Origin of the sequence: Pantoea sp. Lu_F5_004 (assembly GCF_051136245.1) — a bacterium.
In the GTDB taxonomy this organism is placed as follows: Bacteria; Pseudomonadota; Gammaproteobacteria; order Enterobacterales; family Enterobacteriaceae; genus Pantoea; species Pantoea agglomerans.
In genome coordinates this window covers 745,634-766,396 of the sequence record NZ_CP194946.1, presented here as the reverse complement: position 1 = coordinate 766,396, position 20,763 = coordinate 745,634, and the positions used below count along the sequence as shown (strand labels likewise).

Genomic DNA, 20,763 nt, shown 5'->3' with positions numbered 1-20,763 from the left:
TGAATTAACAGCGTGCTACGGGCAGTTGATTATTCCGGGCCAGAGATTCATAAAACGATTTAATAACCAGCAACCGTGCGAAAAGACCGCGGGAATTATTTGCGCTGCCGTTACGTTATTACGGTTTCAGGAAGTCATATGACAGACAAATGGAGTCAGAAATTTTGCAGTGAGTATCCCCATGCCATCACGTTATGACGGCTGATACAGGGAGATTTTACTCTGCCGCAGATTTTTCGCGCTGTGCCAGAATCCGGCTCAGGTTCAGCTCCAGCCAGTCAGCCAGTCCCACAACCTGTTCACCGACTTCGCGTCCAAGCGGGGTTAAGCGATATTCCACGTGCGGTGGCACCACATCGTAGGCGATACGCTGCACGAAGCCATCTTCTTCCAGGTAGCGCAGATTCTGCGCCAGCATCCTCTCGCTGACGCCACCGACCGTCCGGCGCAACGCACTGAAGCGCAGCGTCTGGTCCTGCAGGGCCAGCAGAATTAATACGCTCCAGCGGCTGGTCACGCGTTTCAGCACGTCACGTGACGGGCAGTTAACGTTGAGCAATTCGCCGCGGATAAATTTTTCACTCATTTTTTCAGACATTTAACTTACCCATCTCAAACTAACAATTCTGTAAGTACTTACTAAAAATTAGTTTATACACTAGTCTGAATTTCACCAACAGCCACGGGAGTAATAACATGATTGCAGTAACAGGTGCCACCGGCCAGCTTGGCCGTATCGTTATCGATGCATTACTGAAAAAAGTCCCGGCGGGAGAAATTATTGCCGCCGTCCGTACGCCTGCCAAAGCGGCCGATCTTGCGGCGCTGGGCGTCATTGTCCGCCAGGCCGATTATGGCCAGCCAGAGACGCTGGAGGCCGCTTTTGCAGGCGTGGATAAGCTGCTACTGATCTCCGGTAGTGAAGTGGGCCAGCGTGAAGCGCAGCATAAAGCCGTCATCGAGGCTGCTCGTGCGGCGGGCGTGGGCTTTATCGCCTACACCAGCCTGTTGCATGCAGATACCTCGCCGCTGGGCCTGGGCGTTGAACACCGTGCAACAGAAGCGCTGCTGAAAGCCTCTGGTATCCCGTTCGCCCTGCTGCGTAACGGCTGGTACAGCGAGAACTACGCCGCGAGCATCCCACCGGCGCTGGCGCATCATGCGTTTATTGGCGCAGCAGGTGAAGGTCGTATCGCCTCGGCAGCGCGTCAGGATTATGCTGAAGCGGCGGCAGAAGTGATGACCCGAGAGGATCAGGCGGGCAAAGTGTATGAACTGGCAGGCGACGACAGCTACACGCTGGCGCAGTTTGCTGCGGAGATTGCCGCACAGAGCGGTGAGAAGGTCGATTACGTCAATCTCTCTCAGAGTGAGTTTGCGGCGGCGCTGAAAAATGCAGGCCTGCCAGAAGGTCTGGCGGAAATGCTGGCAGATTCCGATGCCGGTGCAGAGAAAGGCGGTTTGTTCGATGACTCCCGTCAGCTGAGCCAGCTCATCGGTCGCCCCACCACCACCTGGCAGGCTGTCATTCGCGCGGCACTGGCGAACCGTTAATTCTGTCATTCATGAGCGGGCAATCGGGTCCGCTCACCTCACTCTCCTGCCGAATTCCCGTTGGGTATGCCACTTTCTGCACTCTTTGCGGCTGCGGTTTCTTTTACAAAATGTGAATAAACGCCAGTTTTTTTCAGGTTAAATTTTTTTATTCAGGTCGCTAAGAGATTCATCTGAAATGCGTTTTTTGTGAACAGCGCTATATTTGGTTGAATTGTCTGGAATTTATCCAAAAACCTCGATTAATCGACAATATTTATTACGTTCATAGATATTCTGCATTGTTGTTCCGGGGGATGAGAGGTCTATAATTTGTCCTTTGTGCAACCACGACCGCTCAGGAGGCCGTTATTAATACCCATCGCCAGCAACAAAATGCACTTGAAGAGGTTCGTGCCGGGGCGGAAGTTGAGTATCAATACGATCCCCATGAACTGAAGCTGGATCGCATGCAGGATTCTGAACCGGAGCCGGAGCTGATTGAAGGCTTACCGGCGCCGGATGCGCTGACCCCTGCCGATCGTTATCTGGAACTGTTTGAACATGTTCAGATGTCGCGGATTTTCGAGGACAGCAAAACCTTCCCCGACTGTTCGCCAAAGTACGATCCGCTGGATGTGCTGATGCGCTATCGTCGACAGAAACGCAGCAGTGATTTCGACCTGTCGCGTTTTGTCGCCGATCACTTTTATCTGCCTGGCGTAAACGAAAGCTTTTATGTCTCCAACCCGGATAAAACGCTCAATGAGCATATCGACGACCTGTGGCCGGTTCTGACCAAAATGCCGCAGCAGCATATGCCGCACTCATCGCTGCTGCCATTACCCAAACCCTATGTGGTGCCGGGCGGACGTTTTGGCGAAACCTACTACTGGGATTCTTACTTCACCATGCTCGGCCTGGCAGAATCGGGCCGCGACGATCTGCTGCGTCACATGGCGGATAACTTTGCCTGGCTGATCGATAACTACGGTCATGTGCCAAACGGCAACCGTACCTATTATCTCAGCCGCTCGCAGCCGCCGGTGTTTGCCCTGATGGTTGAGCTGTTCGAAGAAGATGGCGTGCGCGGTGCTAAGCGCTATCAGGAACAGCTGATGAAGGAATACCAGTTCTGGATGGACGGTGCCGGTTCACTGATGCCGAACCAGGCTTATCGTCACGTGGTGCGGATGCCAAACGGCTCACTGCTGAACCGCTACTGGGATGACCGTGATACGCCGCGTGATGAGTCGTGGATTGAAGATGTGGAAACCGCCCGCGAATCGAAACGTCCGGCCAGCGAAGTGTATCGTGACCTGCGTGCCGGAGCGGAATCGGGCTGGGATTACTCCTCGCGCTGGCTGCGTAACCCGAAACGGCTGTCGAGCATCCGTACCACGCAGTTTATTCCTATCGATCTGAACTCGTTCCTGTACAAGCTGGAGCTGATGATCGCCACCCTGTCGCACGCAAAAGGCGAAGAGCTGACCGCGCTGGCCTGGCAGAAAAAAGCCGAAGCGCGTAAGCGTGCGATTACCCGTTATCTCTGGGACAGCACCGCCGGTGTGTTCCGTGACTACGACTGGCGTCGGGAGCGTTTCGGTGCCTTTACCGTCGCCTCCGTGGTGCCGCTGTTTGTCGGTCTGGCGACGCCGCATCAGGCGCACCTGCAATCGATCTCGCTACGCCATCTGCTATTGAGCAACGGCGGCCTGCTGACCTCAATGGTGGAAAGCGGTGAGCAGTGGGATCGACCCAACGGCTGGGCACCGATGCAATGGATGGCGGTTGTTGGCCTGAATAATTACGGTGAAGAGACGCTGGCGACTGAAGTGGCAGTGAACTGGCTCAACACGGTCAGTAACTTCTATCAGCTGCACCATAAGCTGGTAGAGAAGTATGACATCAGCGGCGAGCGCGCCCGTCCAGGCGGCGGTGGTGAGTATCCGTTACAGGATGGATTCGGCTGGACTAACGGCGTTACACGTAAGCTGATGACGATGTATGGGCATTTAATGGCTGACTGAGTATCGCAGCCTGTAAACTTTTAAAACGCAAAAAGCCGGGTTATCCCGGCTTTTTCATGTTTCATGCAGGCTATTCAGCGCTACTTCTTCGCTTCAGTGCCTGGTTGTGACGCACGTTGCAGGAACTGCTGTGTCACTTCAGGCAGGTGCTGCAGCAGCCACTCCGCCATCGCCACTTCCTGATCGCGGATCTCACTCAGTATGCGTACGCCCTGCGCATCACCGACCTGCTCAGCCGCGGCGATCAGGCTGGTGTAGCTGGCGATCTCGGCATTCTCGAATACATAGCCACTGATAGCGCCCTTCACCACTTCATCTGAGTTAAACATGCCGCCCACGGCCTGGCCGGTGGCTGCCATTTTGCCCATCGCATCTTTCATTACAGAGTGATCGATACCGTGGCTGTCGAGCAGCTGTTCCAGCAGAGTCAGCTGATGTTTAGTTTCATCCAGATGTTGCGCCAGACGCTGTTCCAGCGCCGGATAGTGTTCAAGACGACCTGACATCTTGCTCAGCATGCTTTCTGCTTGTTTTTCCATCGCATGCGCATCGCGCAGCCAGTCGTGATAATGTTCAATCGCAGTCATGTGTTGCTCCTTAAGAGACGGTAATAGAGTCGGCTACCGAGGTGAGCTTCTCATCCGTTTGCTTCTCTTCATTCAGGGTTTCTTCCAGCAGCTGCGCGGCTTTGGTGTAACCCAGCTTCAGCGCCAGCGCATGCAGCGTACCGTAAGTTGCAATCTCATAGTGCTCAACTTTCTGCGCTGCACCGATCAGCCCCTGATCGCGAACCTCGCCCTTTTCAACCGAGTCGATAATTTCCTGCGCTTCTTCAACCAGACCTTCCAGCGCATGGCATTTCATTCGTTTGATTTTGACTTCAGGTGTTACTTCCACCAGTTCGTCGAGTCGTTCAATCTGAGCACGGGTCTCTTCCAGATGCTGATTAAACGCAGCAATAAGATTTTCGTCACTGGCTGCACGCGCCATTTTAGGCAATGCACGGGTTATCTGCTTCTCAGCGCTGTATACATCGGATAAGTCATGGATGAACAGGTCGTTTAACGTTTTCACTGTCATAAGATAGCCTCATTGATTAAAAAGCTGCGTCTGTAATAACGCAGCGCCAGTCATATCGTTGACACCTGAAAAGTCTAGTGGAGATTTTTAATATCGCACGCCACATCAGTATGAATTTAATACAAAAGTGGCATGCAAAATGCATTTTCCTTTTTGCAGCAAACATTTAGCTGGAAAATTGTTTTTATCTTTGCGGCTTCGCTAGTGGCGTTGTAATTGTACAAACTAAGAAATCGTTGTATAAATTTTATAAGATTAACTGCATAAAAAAGTACCAGTCTAAAACTTACCTGTACAAAGTTTTATTAATCCGTATAGCTTTAATCGAGCGGAAATAAAAAACCGGAAGGGAAAACCCTTCCGGTTTAATTAACAGTTCCGGCCATAGCTAATGATTCAGCACTGGCATAATTCAGATGGCAATTATCTTACAAAAGAACTAAATAGATTCAAAATGCCCGGCTAACAGAGTAACCCTGCAGTCACAGCAGTGTTAAAGACGTTCAGCTCCGGCGGCTAACCTTACCCCCCTTGCGCCCCGCTTCAATGGCACGTTCAGGATCGTTCTTGAAGTTGCCGCCGCTTTTCTGGCCACCTTTGCGTCCTGCTTCAGCAGCACGCTCTTTGTCGGCCGCAAAATTCCCGGCCCCACCGCGATATTGAGTCATATGCGTCCTCTTTGATTTTTAAAAATTAGAATTTGCACAGCTAACGCTTCATCAGGCCGATTCAGCAACATAAATGTAGACACAAAATCGGGCCGATCAAGTGAGATAAATAAAAAACCCGTCACAGTTCTGGTTTATTGAACGTACTACTCTCAACCAAAATGATAACGGATTCCAACCATCGCTCTTTTCAATTCATAAAAGAGCCGCGGCATGAAAAACCTTTATAACAAAAATCGCCGCGCCCTATTAATCGATCATTTTCAAAAAAAGTCCAATTGAAAAAAATATAAGCGAAACGGCAAAGTGACAATTTCATCAATATCAGGTAGTGAAGATGATCAACAAACGATCAATTTCCCCAAGCGAAGCGCTAAATAGAAATCCTGCGCTCTGCTTTAACGTTAAAAATAAGCGAAGCGTGACGCATTGATGGCACCAGTTAAAAATAGCCTGAATCGACCAATAAACGATCAATTATGCTGATTTAATGAAAATTTTTATTAAAAATAGAGGGCAGATTTAACGATGAAATTTGAACCTAAGCGAAGCGGATGAATTTCTGCTTCCTGAAGGCAAAATACGTCTTTTCGGAATAGTACTAAAAAGCATTTTCTGCGGGGATACGCATAAATTTTGCATGCCTGTGAAAAGGGGAACTCAACGTTTTGAATGAGATGGCGCAAAGCCATGAGGGGGAGATTGTGCGTTAATGGCAGGCAAAACATATGCCCTGTTCAGCAGAGTCAGAGGGAGTCGGGAAAAGTGGAATCAAAAGCGACACCGCGCTTGCCATTTTTCTTGATGCGGTACATCGCTTCATCAGCACGCTGCAGTGCAGTATCAAAGTCATCTTTGTCCTGCGCCTGAGACACACCGACAGACGCCCCAATGAGGGCATGCCCGTTTGCCATATCAAAAGGTGTCATTACCGCGTCAAGACAGGCGTGCGCCAGTTTCTTTACCCGCGGATGGTTCAGCGCCCAGGGTATTAACAATACAAACTCGTCGCCGCCCAGTCGGCCAATGATCACTTCTGCCGGAGAGAGTTCCGTAAACCGCTGACTTAACTGGATGAGGACTTCATCTCCGCTACGGTGCCCCAGGGTGTCGTTGACGTGTTTGAAGTTATCCAGGTCAATAAAGACCACGCAGAGCGGACCCTGAGCTTTCATTTCACAGAAATAATTCTGCAGAGCATGACGATTGTTGAGCAGCGTAAGGGGATCGTGCAGCGCCAGCAGGGCGAGCTGCTCCTCATATTGCTTCTCTTTGGTCATATCGATGTGAGTGCCGATCACTTTAACCGGCTCTCCGTGCGCATTCCATTCGCTGACCCGGCCCCGATCCAGCACCCACGTAATGCTGCCATTTTTGGCGATCATGCGGTGCAGAGCCTCGTAATAAGGCGCTTTCCCGGCGATGTGGTCGTTGAATGCCTGTAGAACGTCGGCGGCATCATCGGGATGCAGGCTCTCTTTCCAGGATTCAAAGTTGGCGTCGGTCTCTTTCGGCTGGAAGCCCAGCATCGCCCCCCAGCGCCGGTTGAAGATCACCAGTTTGCCGCTGGGAATATCCAGCTGCCACAGGAACAGCCCGGTACCATCCAGCGCCGCATTGAGTTTTGTGCGGGCGTCATGCGCTATACGCTTCAGACGCGCATTGTGCTTTTTGAGGTTCTGTATCTGCAGACGCAGCGCTTCTTCTGACATAACCGTGTAAGAGGAGGAAAAAGGGGTATTGTGCCTGTCAGGCTGATTCTGTAAAGGGTGGCTTATAAAACACGATTAGCCGCGGTCAATTGCAGGCTGGACAGGATATCAGGCGGTGCCAGTCTGGCAATGCAGCACAGAGGCAAACCTGGCAATTGGTTTCGCCCTGAAATCTGTTTGTGTTGCTACAGAGTTGAGAAGTGGAATGGGCGCGGGAGAGGCGAAATTCGGAATGTTCGGGGACATGGCGAATCGGGTGGCCTTAAAAAAGCAAAAACCCGCCAGAGGCGGGTTCTTTAAAGATGGTGCCCGAACCCGAAAATGCCGGGCGCATTTTTGCATCGCGCGGCTTCGCGCGACCCAGAGGGCGAGCCACAGGGATGTGGCGAGTGAATCGAACCTTCGATAACGGGTTCGCTCCAGAACGCAAAAACCCGCCAGAGGCGGGTTCTTTAAAGATGGTGCCCGAACCCGGACAAAAATGCCGGGAGCATTTTTGCATCGCGTGCCAGCGCGACCCAAAGGGCGACCCACAGGATGTGGCGAGTGTATCGAACCTTCGATAACGGGTTCGCTCCAGAATGCAAAAACCCGCCAGAGGCGGGTTCTTTAAATATGGTGCCCGAACCCGGAATCGAACCAGGGACACGGGGATTTTCAATCCCCTGCTCTACCGACTGAGCTATTCGGGCAACGGGGCGCATTAAACCAAAGCGGCCCGGCAGCGTCAAACGCTTTTCACCAAAATCAAATCGACTGACCGCTTTTCCATCAACCCAAAGAGTGGGTCTGACCTGCCGCCATAAACCTCTCTGTTGGCCGGATATATTTTAGTCAGAAGGCAGGCAGAGTCTGCATTGTGATGCGAAATTGCCGATATAGCATGCGAGACCAACACTAATAATAAGGATCGCCATGTTTTCCACCATTACATCAGGTATCACTTCCCGTCACAGCTGGCAGAAGCGTTCACACTCAGCGGCAACGCTGAGCTCTCTCAACGGCTCCATCGCCATGATCGAATTCTCTCCCGATGGCTCCATTCTCAGCGCGAATGCGCTGTTTCTGGCGCGCATGGGCTACGCGCTGGCGGAGATCGAAGACCAGCACCACAGCCTGTTTTGTACCGCAGAGCAGCTTGAGTCGCGGGACTATCAGGATTTCTGGCTGCGACTGAACCGGGGCGAAAGCTTCAGCGATAAGTTCCTGCGCGTGGCGAAAAACGGCCGACCGGTATGGCTCGAAGCCAACTATGTACCGGTGCAGAACCGCCATGGCCGGGTGATTAAAATCGTCAAACTGGCAACCGACATCACCGATCATATCAACGATGCGCAGGAGCAGCGCGCCATCACCACCGCCATAGAACGCTCGATGGCGGTGATCGCTTTTAACCTCAAAGGTGAAGTGCTGAAAGCCAATGACAACTTCCTGAAAACCATGGGCTACCGTCGTGAGGAGGTAGAAGGTGTCCACCACCGGCGCTTCTGCTCGCAGGCGCTGCGCGACAGCCGCGAATATAGCGAGTTCTGGCAGCAGCTGAACCGCGGCGAGTTTGTCTCAGGTCAGTTTCCACGGGTCAATAAACGGGGCGAGACTATCTGGCTGCGCGCCACCTACAATCCGGTGTTTGACGAACAGGGCAGGCTCTACAAAATCGTGAAATTCGCCACCGATGTGACCGCGCAGGTGGAAAAGAATCAGCAGGAACATGATGCGGCACAGCGGGCTTATCACACCGCGCTGCAAACGGATGAAAGCACAAAGCTGGGTGCCGATGTTATCGCCAGCAGCGTGCAGACCATGAACGCCCTGGCGGGTGAACTGCAGGGGATCTCCGGTGATATTACCGGCCTGAGTGAATCCTCAGAGCGTATCGGTGCGATTGTGGAAGGCATACGCCGGATAGCCGATCAGACTAACCTGCTGGCGTTAAATGCCGCTATTGAAGCGGCGCGGGCCGGAACCCATGGCCGCAGCTTTGCGGTAGTGGCTAATGAAGTCCGCACGCTGGCAGCAAATATCAACCGCGCCACCACCGACATCGAAAATCGGATACAGCAAAACCATCTGCTGGCAAGCCGGGCACTGAAAGGGATTGAATCCAACCTGAAGCGCGCCGATCAGGGCGTACAGTTGGCCCAGGAGGCGGGCGGCGTGATTGCGGAAATCCGTGAAGGCGCAACCGATGTAGTACGCGCCATCGGTCAGGTGACCAAAACGCTTAAAGTCTGACGCGCTGCGGGGGCAACCGCCCCCCTTTTAAGGTGTTGCCTGAACCGGCGCTTCTGGCACCGGCGGAATAAAGATGTGATCCAGAACCGCCCGCATCACGGGTGCCGCAGTAATCCCTTCGTTGCCACCATTCTCCAGTATCAACGCCACCGCCACTTTCGGGTCATTAAAGGGCGCAAAGGCGGTGTAGAAGATATGGTCACGTAGCCGTACCGGTATCATCTTCGCGTTATAGGTCTGGTTCTGGCGCAGGCTGAATACCTGCGACGTCCCGCTCTTCGCGGCGATGCCATAAGGTGCCGTGTGGAAATATTTATAACCGGTGCCGTTGGGTGCATTAGCCATGCCAAACATCGCATGGCGTACCAGCGACCAGTAGGGTGAATGAGGATCGCCAATCTGCGCTTCATGCAGCCTGGGATGGTAGTTCTCCACGAGGGTGCCGCGCTGGGTTTTCTCCAGCAGATGGGGTGCAATAACCCGACCGTTATTAATCAGCGCCACCATCGCTTTCACCATCTGAATGGGTGTCGCAACCCAGTAGCCCTGTCCGATACCAACGGACACCGTATCGCCCTGATACCAGGTCTTTTTATGCACCTTCTGCTTCCACTCACGGCTCGGCAGTAAGCCGCTGTACTCTTCATTCAGGTCAATGCCGGTCGATTTGCCATAGCCAAACTGGCTGAGCATGGTGTGAATGCGATCAATGCCCATCATGAACGCCACCTGGTAGAAGAAGGTGTCGGCGGACTCTTCGATTGCCCGGGTCACATCCAGCATGCCGTGCCCGCTCTTTTTCCAGTCGCGATAGCGCCGGTCCGTGCCTGGCAGCGTCCAAGTGGGTGCGCCAAAGAATTGCGACTGCGGCGTAATCACATGAGTCAGCAGCGCCGACATCGCCATGTAAGGCTTCACCGTGGAGGCGGGCGGATAGAGTCCCTGCGTGACGCGGTTAATCAGCGGCAGATCTTTGTCCTGTAGCAGCTTTTTGTAGGCCTGATAGCTGATGCCTTTTACAAACGGATTGGGGTCGTAACTGGGGCTGGAGACCATCGCCAGCACGGAGCCGTCGTGCGGATCTTCAATCAGCAGCGCCGCACGCTGCCCCGCCAGCAGGCTTTCCACATACTGTTGCAGGTGCAGATCCAGCGTCAGCGTCAGGTTTTTACCCGCGACCGGCGGCACCTCTTTCAGCACCCGTACAATGCGGCCATGATTATCCACTTCCACTTCCTGATAACCCGGCTTGCCGTGCAGCAGCGCTTCGTAATAGCCCTCAATCCCCTGCTTACCAATGTTATGGTCAGCCGCATAGTTTTCGGCGATGCCTTCCGCATTCAGCCTTTTATAGTCGTTATCGTTGATTTTCGACACATAGCCGATCACATGCGCCAGATCCGCGCCATAGGGATATTCACGATCCTGGTAGGTCTCAATGCTGGCGCCGGTGAAGTGAAACTGATTGACCGCAAAGCGGGCGACCTGCTCTTCGGTCAGCTCCTCTTTCAGCACCACCGGCTTGTAACGGCTGGTCTGCTTCAGCGCATGGCGGAAGGTGTCGATTTCGTCCGGCGTCAGATTAACGATCGGCGTGAGTGCCCGCAGCGTGGCGTCCATGTCGCTGATTTTGTAAGGCGTCAGCGTAATGGCGTACCAGCTGACGTTTCGCACCAGCGGAATGCCATTGCGGTCATAAATCAGCCCACGCGTCGGCGCAATGGGGATCATTTTGATGTCGTTCTGGTTAGAGCGCGTCTGGTAATAGCCATGGTCGCGCACCTGTAAGCGAAAAAGGTTTACGCCAAGAATGGTGAAACAGAGACAGACCAGAGCAAAGGCTATTGCAGCGCGGCGGGCAAACAGCTTCTCTTCAGCTTCGAAGTTACGAAAGTTCATCAGGGGGCATTATCAGGCGATTAATTATTATCTGTTATTGCGCACCATGATAAAGCGCGATCGCGGGCGTGCCAGCGCGAAGATGCACAAGCCTGAGCAAAAGTGTGTCATTTGATGTGAATGTTACCGGGACGGCGAGGCGGGAAAATGCAGATCCCCCGGTTAAGGGGGATCTGCGCAAGGGGATCGGGCAGCAGGCGTCAATGCCTGCCACGCTGATTAATCACCCAGCAGAACAGACTCCAGCGCAATCTTGATCATGTCGTTGAAGGTGGTCTGACGCTCAGCAGCGGTAGTCTGCTCGTGCGTACGGATGTGGTCTGATACGGTACAGATGGTCAGCGCTTTAGCACCGAACTCTGCGGCCACACCGTAGATACCTGCAGCTTCCATCTCAACGCCGAGGATGCCATATTTCTCCATCACGTCGAACATCTGCGGATCCGGAGTGTAGAAGAGATCGGCAGAGAAGATGTTACCTACGCGCGCTTCAACACCCAGGTTTTTCGCCGCATCAACCGCGTTACGCACCATGTCGAAGTCAGCAATCGCAGCAAAATCGTGATCTTTGAAACGCATACGGTTCACTTTGGAATCGGTGCAGGCACCCATACCAATCACGATGTCACGCAGTTTTACATCGGCACGCACGGCACCACAGGAGCCCACACGGATGATCTTTTTCACGCCGAAGTCGGTGATCAGCTCTTTGGTATAGATGGAGCAGGAAGGAATACCCATTCCATGGCCCATTACAGAGACTTTGCGGCCTTTATAGGTGCCGGTGTAGCCCAGCATCCCGCGCACGTTGTTCACTTCTACCGGATTTTCCAGGAAGGTTTCAGCGATGTGCTTTGCACGCAGCGGATCGCCAGGCATCAGCACGACGTCTGCGAAATCGCCCATTTCAGCATTAATATGAGGGGTTGCCATTGTTTAATCCTTATTAAATTGCTGATTTACAGCATGTTCTTGCCATAGTCCATCTCGGACAGGCCAAAATAGTGTGCAATTGTCTGACCAATATCGGCGAAAGTTTCGCGGTAACCGAGTGAACCCGGCTCGACTTTCGGTCCGTAGATAAGAATCGGAATGTGCTCACGCGTGTGTTCAGTGCCTTCCCACGTCGGGTCACAGCCGTGGTCAGCGGTCAGGATCAGAATGTCATCTTCTCCGACTAACTCCATCAGCTCAGGCAGACGACGGTCAAACAGCTCCAGCCCGCCCGCATAACCGGCAACATCACGACGATGTCCCCAGGTTGAGTCGAAATCAACAAAGTTAGTGAAAACAATCGCCTGATCCGGCGCGGTTTTCATCTCCTGAATCGTCGCGTCAAACAGCGCATCCAGACCGGTCGCTTTGACCTTTTTGGTAATGCCCTGCTCAGCATAGATATCGGCGATTTTACCCACGGAGATTACGTGACCGCCCTTCTCATCCACCAGCTTTTTCAGCATGGTGGCGGATGGTGGCTCAACTGCCAGGTCGTGACGATTGCCGGTGCGCTCGAACTGACCCGCTTTGTCACCCACAAACGGACGGGCGATAACGCGGCCAATGTTGTATCCACCTTCGGTCAGCTCTTCACGGGCGATTTCGCACAGTGCATAGAGACGATCAAGACCAAAGGTCTCTTCGTGACAGGCGATCTGGAATACGGAGTCCGCAGAGGTATAGAAAATCGGCTTGCCGGTTTTCATGTGCTCTTCGCCCAGCTGGTCGAGGATCACCGTACCTGATGAGTGGCAGTTACCGAGATAGCCCGGCAGGTCGGCACGCTCAACCAGCTTGTCCAGCAGTTCCTGCGGGAAGCTGTTCTCTTTGTCGCTGAAGTAGCCCCAGTCAAACAGCACCGGCACACCGGCGATCTCCCAGTGGCCTGACGGCGTATCTTTACCTGACGAAAGCTCGCTGGCGTAAGCATACGCGCCGGTGATTTTCGCCTCAGGATCCAGACCTGCCGGGAAGCGGCCGGTCGACAGCTCTGCGGCTTTGCCCAGACCCAGCGCGGTAAGATTAGGCAGATGCAATGGGCCTTTACGTCCCTTGTCTGCTTCACCCCTGAAACAGGCTTCGGCGATGTGACCTAACGTATCCGAACCTGCGTCGCCGAATTTATCGGCATCTTTACTGGAGCCAATTCCAAAGGAATCGAGAACCATAATAAAAGCACGTTTCATGCAAGTCTCCTGCGCATTGGCGCGTGACAAGTCAAAAAAAGCGATCAGATCAGTATACCCGAATGCATCGCGGCTGGCACCGGTTACCGGTCAGTTAGCTGATATCGCTCACACGGCGATAGACAACCGGCGTCTCAGCCGGGGCGGAATCACCGAGCACCAGCGCGGCTTTGACCGCCGCGGCGGCCTGCTGCCATTTGTCTTCGCTGCTGGCGTGAATGATCGCCAGTGGACGCTGCGCATCGGCACGTTCGCCCAGGGTGATCATGTCGCTTAAGCCGACGCTGTAATCAATGCTGTCGCTGGCACGCTGACGTCCGCCGCCCATTGCCACCACCGCCAGACCCAGCGCACGGGTATCCATGCTGCTGACGATGCCTGGCTGGTCGGCATACACCGGCTTGCTCAGCATTGGCGCGGGCAGATAAGCGTCGTAGCGTTCCACGAAATCGGCAGGTCCCTGCTGGGCAGCGACCATACGACCAAATATCTCGGCTGCTTTGCCGTTGTCCAGCACCGTCATCAGCTTCTGACGCGCTTCGGTGTCGCTGGCGGCCAGTTTGCCGGAGACCAGCATTTCGCTGCAGAGCGCCAGCGTCACTTCCAGCAGGCGCGGATTCCGCTCTTCGCCGGTCAGGAAGCGAACCGCTTCACGCACTTCCAGCGCGTTACCGGCTGAGGAGGCGAGAACCTGGTTCATATCCGTCAGCAGTGCGGTGGTCTGGCAACCTGCGCCATTGGCGACGCCAACAATCGACTGCGCCAGACTTTCTGACGCCTCATAGGTTGGCATAAACGCGCCGGAACCCACTTTGACATCCATCACCAGTGCATCCAGCCCTTCTGCCAGCTTCTTCGCCAGAATCGAGGCGGTAATCAGCGGGATCGAATCGACGGTGGCGGTGATGTCACGCGTGGCGTAGAAACGCTTATCCGCCGGTGCCAGCGAGCTGGTCTGGCCGATAATCGCCACACCGACCTGCTTGATGATCTCGCGGAAGCGGTCATCACTCGGGAAGATATCGAAGCCCGGGATCGCTTCCAGTTTATCCAGCGTGCCACCGGTATGACCAAGGCCACGACCCGAGATCATCGGGACATATCCGCCGCAGGCCGCGACCATCGGCCCTAACATCAGCGACGTCACATCGCCGACGCCGCCGGTCGAGTGCTTATCCACCACCGGGCCATTGAGATTAAGTGATTTCCAGTTCAGTACCGTACCGGAATCACGCATCGCCATGGTCAGCGCGACCCGCTCAGGCAGCGTCATGTCGTGGAAATAGATGGTCATCGCCAGCGCGGCAATCTGACCTTCCGAAACGGTGTTATCACGCACGCCATTGATGAAGAAGCGAATCTCCTCTTCAGTCAGCGCATGGCCGTCACGTTTTTTGCGAATTATTTCTTGTGGCAGGAACAAGGTAACCCCCTGGTTCAGGGAAATCAGGATGGGGAACAGGCGGTCAGCGACCGCCTGAAGGATCAGTAACCCGCTTTGCTGGTGTCGCTGTCATGACCCAGGGTGTTGAGCAGGCTCGCCAGCAGGCTTGATGCACCAAAGCGGAAATGACGCGCATCGGCCCAGTCGGCACCCAGCGTCTCTTCAGCCATTTTCAGATAGATAGCGGCATCTTCAGCGGTGCGCACGCCACCAGCGGGCTTAAAGCCAACCTGCTGGCTGACGCCTTTATCGCGGATCACGTTCATCATGATCTGCGCCACTTCAGGCGTGGCGTTAACCGGCACTTTACCGGTAGAGGTTTTAATGAAATCGGCACCGGCATCAATGGCAATCTCAGAGGCCTGACGGATCAGCGCTTCCTGCTTCAGTTCACCGGTTTCGATGATCACTTTCAGCAGCACATCTGCTTCGGCACAGGCGGTTTTACAGGCTTTCACCAGATCGAAACCGACCTGACTGTTACCGGCGATCAGTGCACGATACGGGAACACCACATCCACTTCATCGGCACCGTAGGCGATAGCGGCGCGGGTTTCTGCCAGCGCAATATCAATGTCGTCATTGCCGTGCGGGAAGTTAGTCACCGTGGCGATGCGGATCTCCGGAGTTCCCTGCTCGCGCAGCGTTTTACGGGCAATCGGAATAAAACGCGGATAGATACAGATTGCGGCGGTGTTGCCTGCCGGGGATTTGGCCTGATGACACAGGGCGATCACTTTTGCGTCAGTGTCGTCGTCATTCAGGGTGGTTAAATCCATCAGTTTCAGGGCGCGCAGGGCAAGGTTTTTGATATCGGTCATGAGGCTCTCCAAAGGATCGGGGTGCAACCCACCGGCTCGCCGGCGGAATGTTATAATAATAACACTCTGATGCGGCCTGATATGTGCCAGGAGTCACATAGGAATAAGAAATTAGTGCAACATTGCCACGTTTACTGTGACTGACATTACAGATAACGGTACCTGATGGTCATTATACGCCAGCGGGTGCAATGTTACTATTATCACATTTAAGCGCGAAGGCTGCAGGTCGGGTGAGACGCGGGCGGTCAGTTGCGCAGCGCCGGGAAAGCGGGATCGAGCTGAAATAGCTGCTGACTGTTGTGCCACAGCGCATCGGCAATCTCCTCCGGTGACTCTTCTCGCAGGCTGCAGAGCACCTCCCACACCTGACGCGCCCGCTCCGGACGATTAGGCTGGCCCTGAAAGCCCTGCAGCGGCATATCGGGTGCGTCGGTTTCCAGCAGCAGCGAAGAGAGCGGCAGCTGCGCCACGGTCTGACGGGTTTTGCTGGCGCGTTCATAGGTAATGGTCCCGCCGATGCCAATCGCATAACCCAGCTTAATAAAGGCCTGCGCCTGCTGCAGACTGCCCGCAAAACCATGCACCACGCCACGGCGCGGCAGATCGTAACGACGCAGAATCTGCGCCAGTTTGTCATGAGTGCGGCGCGAATGCAGGATCACTGGCAGCTGATACGCTTTCGCCAGCTTAAGCTGCGCCTCAAGAAAGCGTTGCTGCTTATCAAACTGCGGATCGTCGCGATAGAGATCCAGCCCGATCTCGCCGATCGCCACCAGCTTACGCGGCCGCTGTTGCAGTAAGGTTTCCAGCTGGTCGAGATGGGCCTCCTGATGATTTTCGATGACGATCGGATGCAGGCCCAGCGCGGCATAGAGCGGCGGATGCGCCGCGGCTAACGCGCAGATCCGCTCAAAGCGGCTGGCATCGATCGCCGGAACAATAATCTTTTCCACGCCCGCTTCTGCAGCACGTGCCAGGCTGCCAGAGATATCCCCTTCAAACGGCGGGAAATCGAAGTGGCAGTGCGTATCGATAAACTTCATGCCAGCGATCCTTTGTCGTAATCAGCATCATTATCCGCCAGCGGCGGTGTGATGATGAGGCGGGTATCGGGTGCATTGGCTGCCGGAGCAGGCGGCGTTACGATACGCGCCGTGGTCATCGGTTCCGCATCACTCAGCCACTGGCCCAGCGTGGCGAGGAAATAGCGACCGCAACGCCGTCCCAGATGATAATCCTGATTCAGTGAAGCGATGCGGCTCCCCAGCGCACTGCTGGCCAGCGCATGCGGCGGAAAGATTTCGATAATGCGCAAATCATCGGGCGGATTCTCAATGAACTGCTGAATTTCCCGATAACTCTGCTCATGCTTATTCAGCACGTTGATCATCGGCTGCAGTGCGCCGGTGCTGAGCCAGCGTTCCATCCGCTTAAACCATTTCGGGGTGTAGAACATCTGTGAGGGCACGGTGCGGATCACCACAATGGTATCAGCGCCACGGCGGGCGGCTTCACGCACCGGAATCGCATCGCTGATGCCGCCATCAAGATAGCTGATCCCTTCCAGACTGACTCCCAGCCGGTAAAAACCGGGAATGGCACTGGAAGCTTTAATCAGATCCAGCCAGTTATCAGCGGTCGGGTTGAAGTAGCCGGGCGTGTAGTCGTCACTGCGGCAGGCGCACATATAAAACTCGCGGCCGCTGGAGAACAGCTGTTCCGCGCTGCTCATCGCCAGCGGAAATTCACTGCGGGTAATATCTATCAGCCAGTCGAGGTCGATCAGATTGCCACCACGCACAAAGCGCAGCGGATCAAAGAAGAGTTTACTGGTGGTATAGCGGGTAATCACACGCCGGGCATAGCCGGGCTGACCACAGACAAAGGCAGAAAGATTTTGTGCACCGGCAGAGGTGCCGAGCATCAGCTGAAAGGGGTTGAATCGGGCACGCTGAAATTCATCTAATACGCCTGCGGTGAAAATGCCGCGTTGACCGCCGCCTTCACAAACCAGCGCAATCTTCTGAGATTTAAACGGAGTCAGGGCCAGAGGTTCAATGGCGCCGAGCGTGACAGGAATGCGTATACCCACTGTACGAACCTCAAAAAGGGGTTCCGGGTCTGCTGGAGGATCGATCCGTTAATGACGGCAGCATTCCGGAGAACCAGTCATGTGTTCCTTTAACCGGCAGGCCAGCTGGGCTGGCTTACCTTGCAGCGATGTGAAGGAGTCCCTCTCTTCACGTCAGTCGCTACAGATGACTGGTCTCCGCTCTATGCTTTGCGTTGCATTACACTGCAGGACTCATCGGCTAAAGCTTTTTACGGCCGGTAAACAGGCTGATGAGGAACAGGATAATACCAACGACGAAGACAACTTTAGCTGCCCATGCTGCTGTGCCCGCTAAACCGCCAAAACCTAACGCTGCAGCGATCAGTGCGATCACCAGAAAAATAATGCCCCAACGAAACATAAGCCTCTCCTTACCCTATTTAAAAATCGAATATTTTAAAATCGATCTGCTTATTTCATCCCCGGATGGGTATCTTTTATTCGTACGGCCACAGAAGTGGCCGTACGCAAGCTTAAGATTTAACCGTCAGGTCATTCTTAACGCTTTTCACGCCTTCAATGGCTTTAGCAATGCTTTCTGCACGTTCTGACTGTGCCTGATTAGCAACCTGCCCTGAAAGCTGAACAACGCCGTCGGTGGTCTCAACTTTTACGTTGCGCGACGGAACAATGTCATCCGCTAATAGCTTAGCTTTAATTTCGCTGGTCGTAGCGGCATCGCCTGCATAACCTTTCATTGATGATGCTTTGCTGTCTCTGACGTGTAGTTTGTCGCTGACGGATTTAACACCTTCGATTTTCTGCACCACAGCCACAGCCTTCTCAGCCTGATCCTGTGAGGTGACGAAACCGCTTAAGGTCACGACGCCGCTATGCGTTTTTACCGAGATATCCGTGCTTTTAATTGCGTCATCATCTACCAGTGCCGCTTTGGCTTTGGCGGTGATGCCGCTGTCATCCATATAACCATCGACTTTTTTCATAGAACTATCGATTTTTGAACCCGCGCTGTCGGCTGTCTGTGACGCTTTCTGCGACATTGATTCGTCAGCCAGTGCGCTGCCGCTGATCAGTGCTGAGCCAATCATGGCGGCCATCAGGGTTTTAGCAATCTTAGTCTTGTTCATCGATATCTTCCTTCTATCAGTTAACTCACCCAAAAACTGTGGGCGCAACAGAGGCACAGGTGCCGCTGCGTTACAGGACGTAAGGACAAGAGAAGTCTCTTCCGCCGTCCGATAGAGTAATCATAGACGGCATTTTGCAATTTGCCTGGCTAACTGGTTGATCACACGTCAAAACAGAAGAAAAACGGGGTTTTTAGGAGGAGTCTGGAAGGAGGAAAACAGGGCCACTCCCAGCTGGAATGGCCCGGAAACAGGCGATTAGTGCTCGCGCGTTTTGCGGAAACGGACGTCAGGGTAACGTTCCTGCGTAATATTAAGATTAACCATGGTTGGCGCGATATAAGTCAAATTATTACCGCCATCGAGCGCCAGGTTAACTTCGTTTTTACGCTGGAAGTCCTCAAACTTTTTCGCGTCGCTGCATTCAACCCAGCGCGCCGTAGAGACGTTGATCGCTTCGTAGATCGCTTCGACGTTATATTCGCTTTTCAGACGGGCGACCACCACATCGAACTGCAGCACCCCGACCGCACCCACGATCAGATCGTTGTTATGCACCGGACGGAACACCTGTACTGCACCCTCTTCCGACAGCTGAACCAGCCCTTTAAGCAGCTGTTTCTGCTTCAGCGGATCGCGCAGACGAATACGGCGGAACAGCTCTGGCGCGAAGTTCGGAATACCGGTGAACTTCATGTTTTCACCCTGAGTAAAGGTGTCGCCAATCTGAATGGTGCCGTGGTTATGCAGGCCGATGATATCGCCAGGATACGCTTCTTCAACGTGCGAACGGTCGCCCGCCATAAAGGTCAGGGCGTCGGAGATCACCACATCTTTGCCGGTGCGCACCTGACGCAGCTTCATCCCTTTTTCATATTTACCGGACACCACACGCATAAAGGCCACGCGGTCGCGGTGTTTCGGGTCCATGTTGGCCTGGATCTTAAACACGAAGCCGGTGAACTTCTCTTCTTTCGCTTCTACCGTACGGGTGTCGGTGTCACGCGGCATCGGACGCGGTGCCCATGCCACCAGGCCATCCAGCATATGGTCAACGCCAAAGTTACCCAGCGCGGTGCCGAAGAAGACCGGCGACAGTTTGCCGCTCAGGAAGGCTTCCTGCTCAAACTCGTGCGATGCGCCCTGTACCAGCTCCAGCTCTTCACGCAGCTGTGCCGCCAGATCGTCACCGACTGCGGTGTCGAGGTCCGGGTTGTTCAGCCCCTTCACGATGCGGACATCCTGAATGGTATGGCCTTTACCGGTCTGGTAGAGATAGGTCTCATCTTTGTATAGGTGATAAACCCCTTTGAACAGTTTGCCGCAGCCGATAGGCCAGGTGATCGGTGCGCAGGCAATTTTCAGCTCGCTTTCCACCTCATCCAGCACTTCCATCGGGTCGCGGATATCACGGTCAAGTTTGTTCATAAAGGTCAGGATCGGCGTATCGCGCAGACGGGTAACTTCCATCAGCTTACGGGTACGATCCTCAACGCCTTTAGCGGCATCAATCACCATCAGACAGCAGTCAACCGCGGTCAGCGTACGGTAGGTATCTTCCGAGAAATCTTCGTGACCCGGGGTATCCAGCAGGTTCACCAGGCTATCACGATAGGGGAACTGCATCACCGAGGTGGTAATGGAGATACCACGCTGTTTCTCCATCTCCATCCAGTCCGACTTAGCGTGCTGGTTAGAGCCACGGCCTTTTACCGTACCGGCGGTCTGGATAGCCTGTCCGAACAGCAACACTTTTTCGGTAATGGTGGTTTTACCGGCATCCGGGTGCGAAATGATCGCGAAGGTGCGGCGGCGTGCCACCTCTTCTAAAAAGGGATTAGACATGGAATTCTTCTCAATAGGCAGCGCAACTTACTGGCGCTGCTGATAAATCACGGTGGCCGGCAGAACCTTACCGGCGGGTAAACGGTGCCAAAAACGATCTTTCATCGTT

The 20,763-nt window shown here is 54.1% G+C and carries 18 protein-coding genes and 1 tRNA gene; 3 read left to right on the top strand and 16 right to left on the bottom strand.

Annotation, left to right across the window (positions count from 1 at the left end):
* Positions 1 to 217 precede the first annotated feature (217 nt).
* Positions 218 to 598, bottom strand: a complete 381-nt coding sequence (locus ACR8BN_RS03665) for a winged helix-turn-helix transcriptional regulator (RefSeq protein ID WP_010248931.1) — start codon at positions 596 to 598, stop codon at positions 218 to 220.
* A 98-nt stretch (positions 599 to 696) separates the two neighbouring features.
* Here ACR8BN_RS03665 and ACR8BN_RS03660 point away from each other — a divergent pair, with 98 nt between their 5' ends.
* Entirely contained in the window at positions 697 to 1,554 is an 858-nt protein-coding gene (locus tag ACR8BN_RS03660; RefSeq protein WP_069025365.1) for an SDR family oxidoreductase, read from the top strand.
* Positions 1,555 to 1,904: 350 nt separating this feature from the next.
* Complete coding sequence (treF, locus tag ACR8BN_RS03655; RefSeq protein ID WP_158132144.1) at positions 1,905 to 3,563, top strand: alpha,alpha-trehalase TreF; 1,659 nt, start codon at positions 1,905 to 1,907, stop codon at positions 3,561 to 3,563.
* 80 nt (positions 3,564 to 3,643) lie between these two features.
* Here treF and ACR8BN_RS03650 read toward each other — a convergent pair whose 3' ends face one another.
* The 5 genes from ACR8BN_RS03650 to ACR8BN_RS03630 all read right to left on the bottom strand — a co-directional run bounded on the left by ACR8BN_RS03650 (position 3,644) and on the right by ACR8BN_RS03630 (position 7,715).
* Complete coding sequence (locus ACR8BN_RS03650) at positions 3,644 to 4,150, bottom strand: ferritin-like domain-containing protein (RefSeq protein WP_031594042.1); 507 nt, start codon at positions 4,148 to 4,150, stop codon at positions 3,644 to 3,646.
* Between the two features lie 10 nt (positions 4,151 to 4,160).
* Positions 4,161 to 4,643 carry a ferritin-like domain-containing protein gene (locus tag ACR8BN_RS03645; protein ID WP_069025367.1) on the bottom strand — a complete coding sequence of 161 codons (483 nt, stop codon included), beginning with the start codon at positions 4,641 to 4,643 and terminating at the stop codon, positions 4,161 to 4,163.
* A 503-nt stretch (positions 4,644 to 5,146) separates the two neighbouring features.
* Positions 5,147 to 5,311, bottom strand: a complete 165-nt coding sequence (locus tag ACR8BN_RS03640; RefSeq protein ID WP_004571242.1) for a general stress protein — start codon at positions 5,309 to 5,311, stop codon at positions 5,147 to 5,149.
* 746 nt (positions 5,312 to 6,057) lie between these two features.
* Complete coding sequence (locus tag ACR8BN_RS03635) at positions 6,058 to 7,023, bottom strand: sensor domain-containing diguanylate cyclase (RefSeq protein WP_033780705.1); 966 nt, start codon at positions 7,021 to 7,023, stop codon at positions 6,058 to 6,060.
* Between the two features lie 616 nt (positions 7,024 to 7,639).
* Positions 7,640 to 7,715 (bottom strand) — tRNA-Phe (locus ACR8BN_RS03630).
* A 223-nt stretch (positions 7,716 to 7,938) separates the two neighbouring features.
* Between ACR8BN_RS03630 and ACR8BN_RS03625 the strand changes: the two genes are divergently transcribed.
* A complete protein-coding gene (locus ACR8BN_RS03625; RefSeq protein WP_434747339.1) occupies positions 7,939 to 9,258 on the top strand; it encodes a methyl-accepting chemotaxis protein in 1,320 nt (439 codons plus the stop codon).
* Positions 9,259 to 9,285: 27 nt separating this feature from the next.
* Here ACR8BN_RS03625 and mrdA read toward each other — a convergent pair whose 3' ends face one another.
* From mrdA to prfC, 10 genes are all read right to left on the bottom strand, one after another.
* Positions 9,286 to 11,157, bottom strand: a complete 1,872-nt coding sequence (gene mrdA, locus ACR8BN_RS03620; RefSeq protein WP_163793669.1) for a penicillin-binding protein 2 — start codon at positions 11,155 to 11,157, stop codon at positions 9,286 to 9,288.
* Positions 11,158 to 11,376: 219 nt separating this feature from the next.
* A complete protein-coding gene (gene deoD, locus ACR8BN_RS03615; protein ID WP_010248951.1) occupies positions 11,377 to 12,090 on the bottom strand; it encodes a purine-nucleoside phosphorylase in 714 nt (237 codons plus the stop codon).
* Positions 12,091 to 12,116: 26 nt separating this feature from the next.
* Positions 12,117 to 13,340: a phosphopentomutase gene (gene deoB / locus ACR8BN_RS03610; protein ID WP_010671093.1), complete on the bottom strand. Its 1,224-nt coding sequence runs from the start codon at positions 13,338 to 13,340 to the stop codon at positions 12,117 to 12,119.
* A gap of 94 nt (positions 13,341 to 13,434) precedes the next feature.
* Entirely contained in the window at positions 13,435 to 14,763 is a 1,329-nt protein-coding gene (deoA, locus tag ACR8BN_RS03605; RefSeq protein WP_163793673.1) for a thymidine phosphorylase, read from the bottom strand.
* Between the two features lie 62 nt (positions 14,764 to 14,825).
* The gene (deoC, locus tag ACR8BN_RS03600) at positions 14,826 to 15,605 is read right to left on the bottom strand and encodes a deoxyribose-phosphate aldolase (RefSeq protein WP_033764479.1); all 780 of its coding nucleotides are present in this window, start codon (positions 15,603 to 15,605) and stop codon (positions 14,826 to 14,828) included.
* A gap of 248 nt (positions 15,606 to 15,853) precedes the next feature.
* Positions 15,854 to 16,651: a TatD family hydrolase gene (locus tag ACR8BN_RS03595; protein WP_039388163.1), complete on the bottom strand. Its 798-nt coding sequence runs from the start codon at positions 16,649 to 16,651 to the stop codon at positions 15,854 to 15,856.
* Entirely contained in the window at positions 16,648 to 17,700 is a 1,053-nt protein-coding gene (locus ACR8BN_RS03590) for a patatin-like phospholipase family protein (protein WP_033769872.1), read from the bottom strand. Before ACR8BN_RS03590 ends, ACR8BN_RS03595 begins: the two co-directional genes overlap by 4 nt.
* A 220-nt stretch (positions 17,701 to 17,920) precedes the next feature.
* Complete coding sequence (locus tag ACR8BN_RS03585) at positions 17,921 to 18,082, bottom strand: DUF1328 domain-containing protein (protein ID WP_003848537.1); 162 nt, start codon at positions 18,080 to 18,082, stop codon at positions 17,921 to 17,923.
* Positions 18,083 to 18,194: 112 nt separating this feature from the next.
* Complete coding sequence (gene osmY / locus ACR8BN_RS03580; RefSeq protein ID WP_069025371.1) at positions 18,195 to 18,809, bottom strand: molecular chaperone OsmY; 615 nt, start codon at positions 18,807 to 18,809, stop codon at positions 18,195 to 18,197.
* A 258-nt stretch (positions 18,810 to 19,067) separates the two neighbouring features.
* Positions 19,068 to 20,654 (bottom strand): peptide chain release factor 3, encoded by a 1,587-nt coding sequence (gene prfC / locus ACR8BN_RS03575; protein ID WP_010671098.1) that lies wholly within the window; start codon positions 20,652 to 20,654, stop codon positions 19,068 to 19,070.
* Between the last annotated feature and the right edge of the window lie 109 nt (positions 20,655 to 20,763).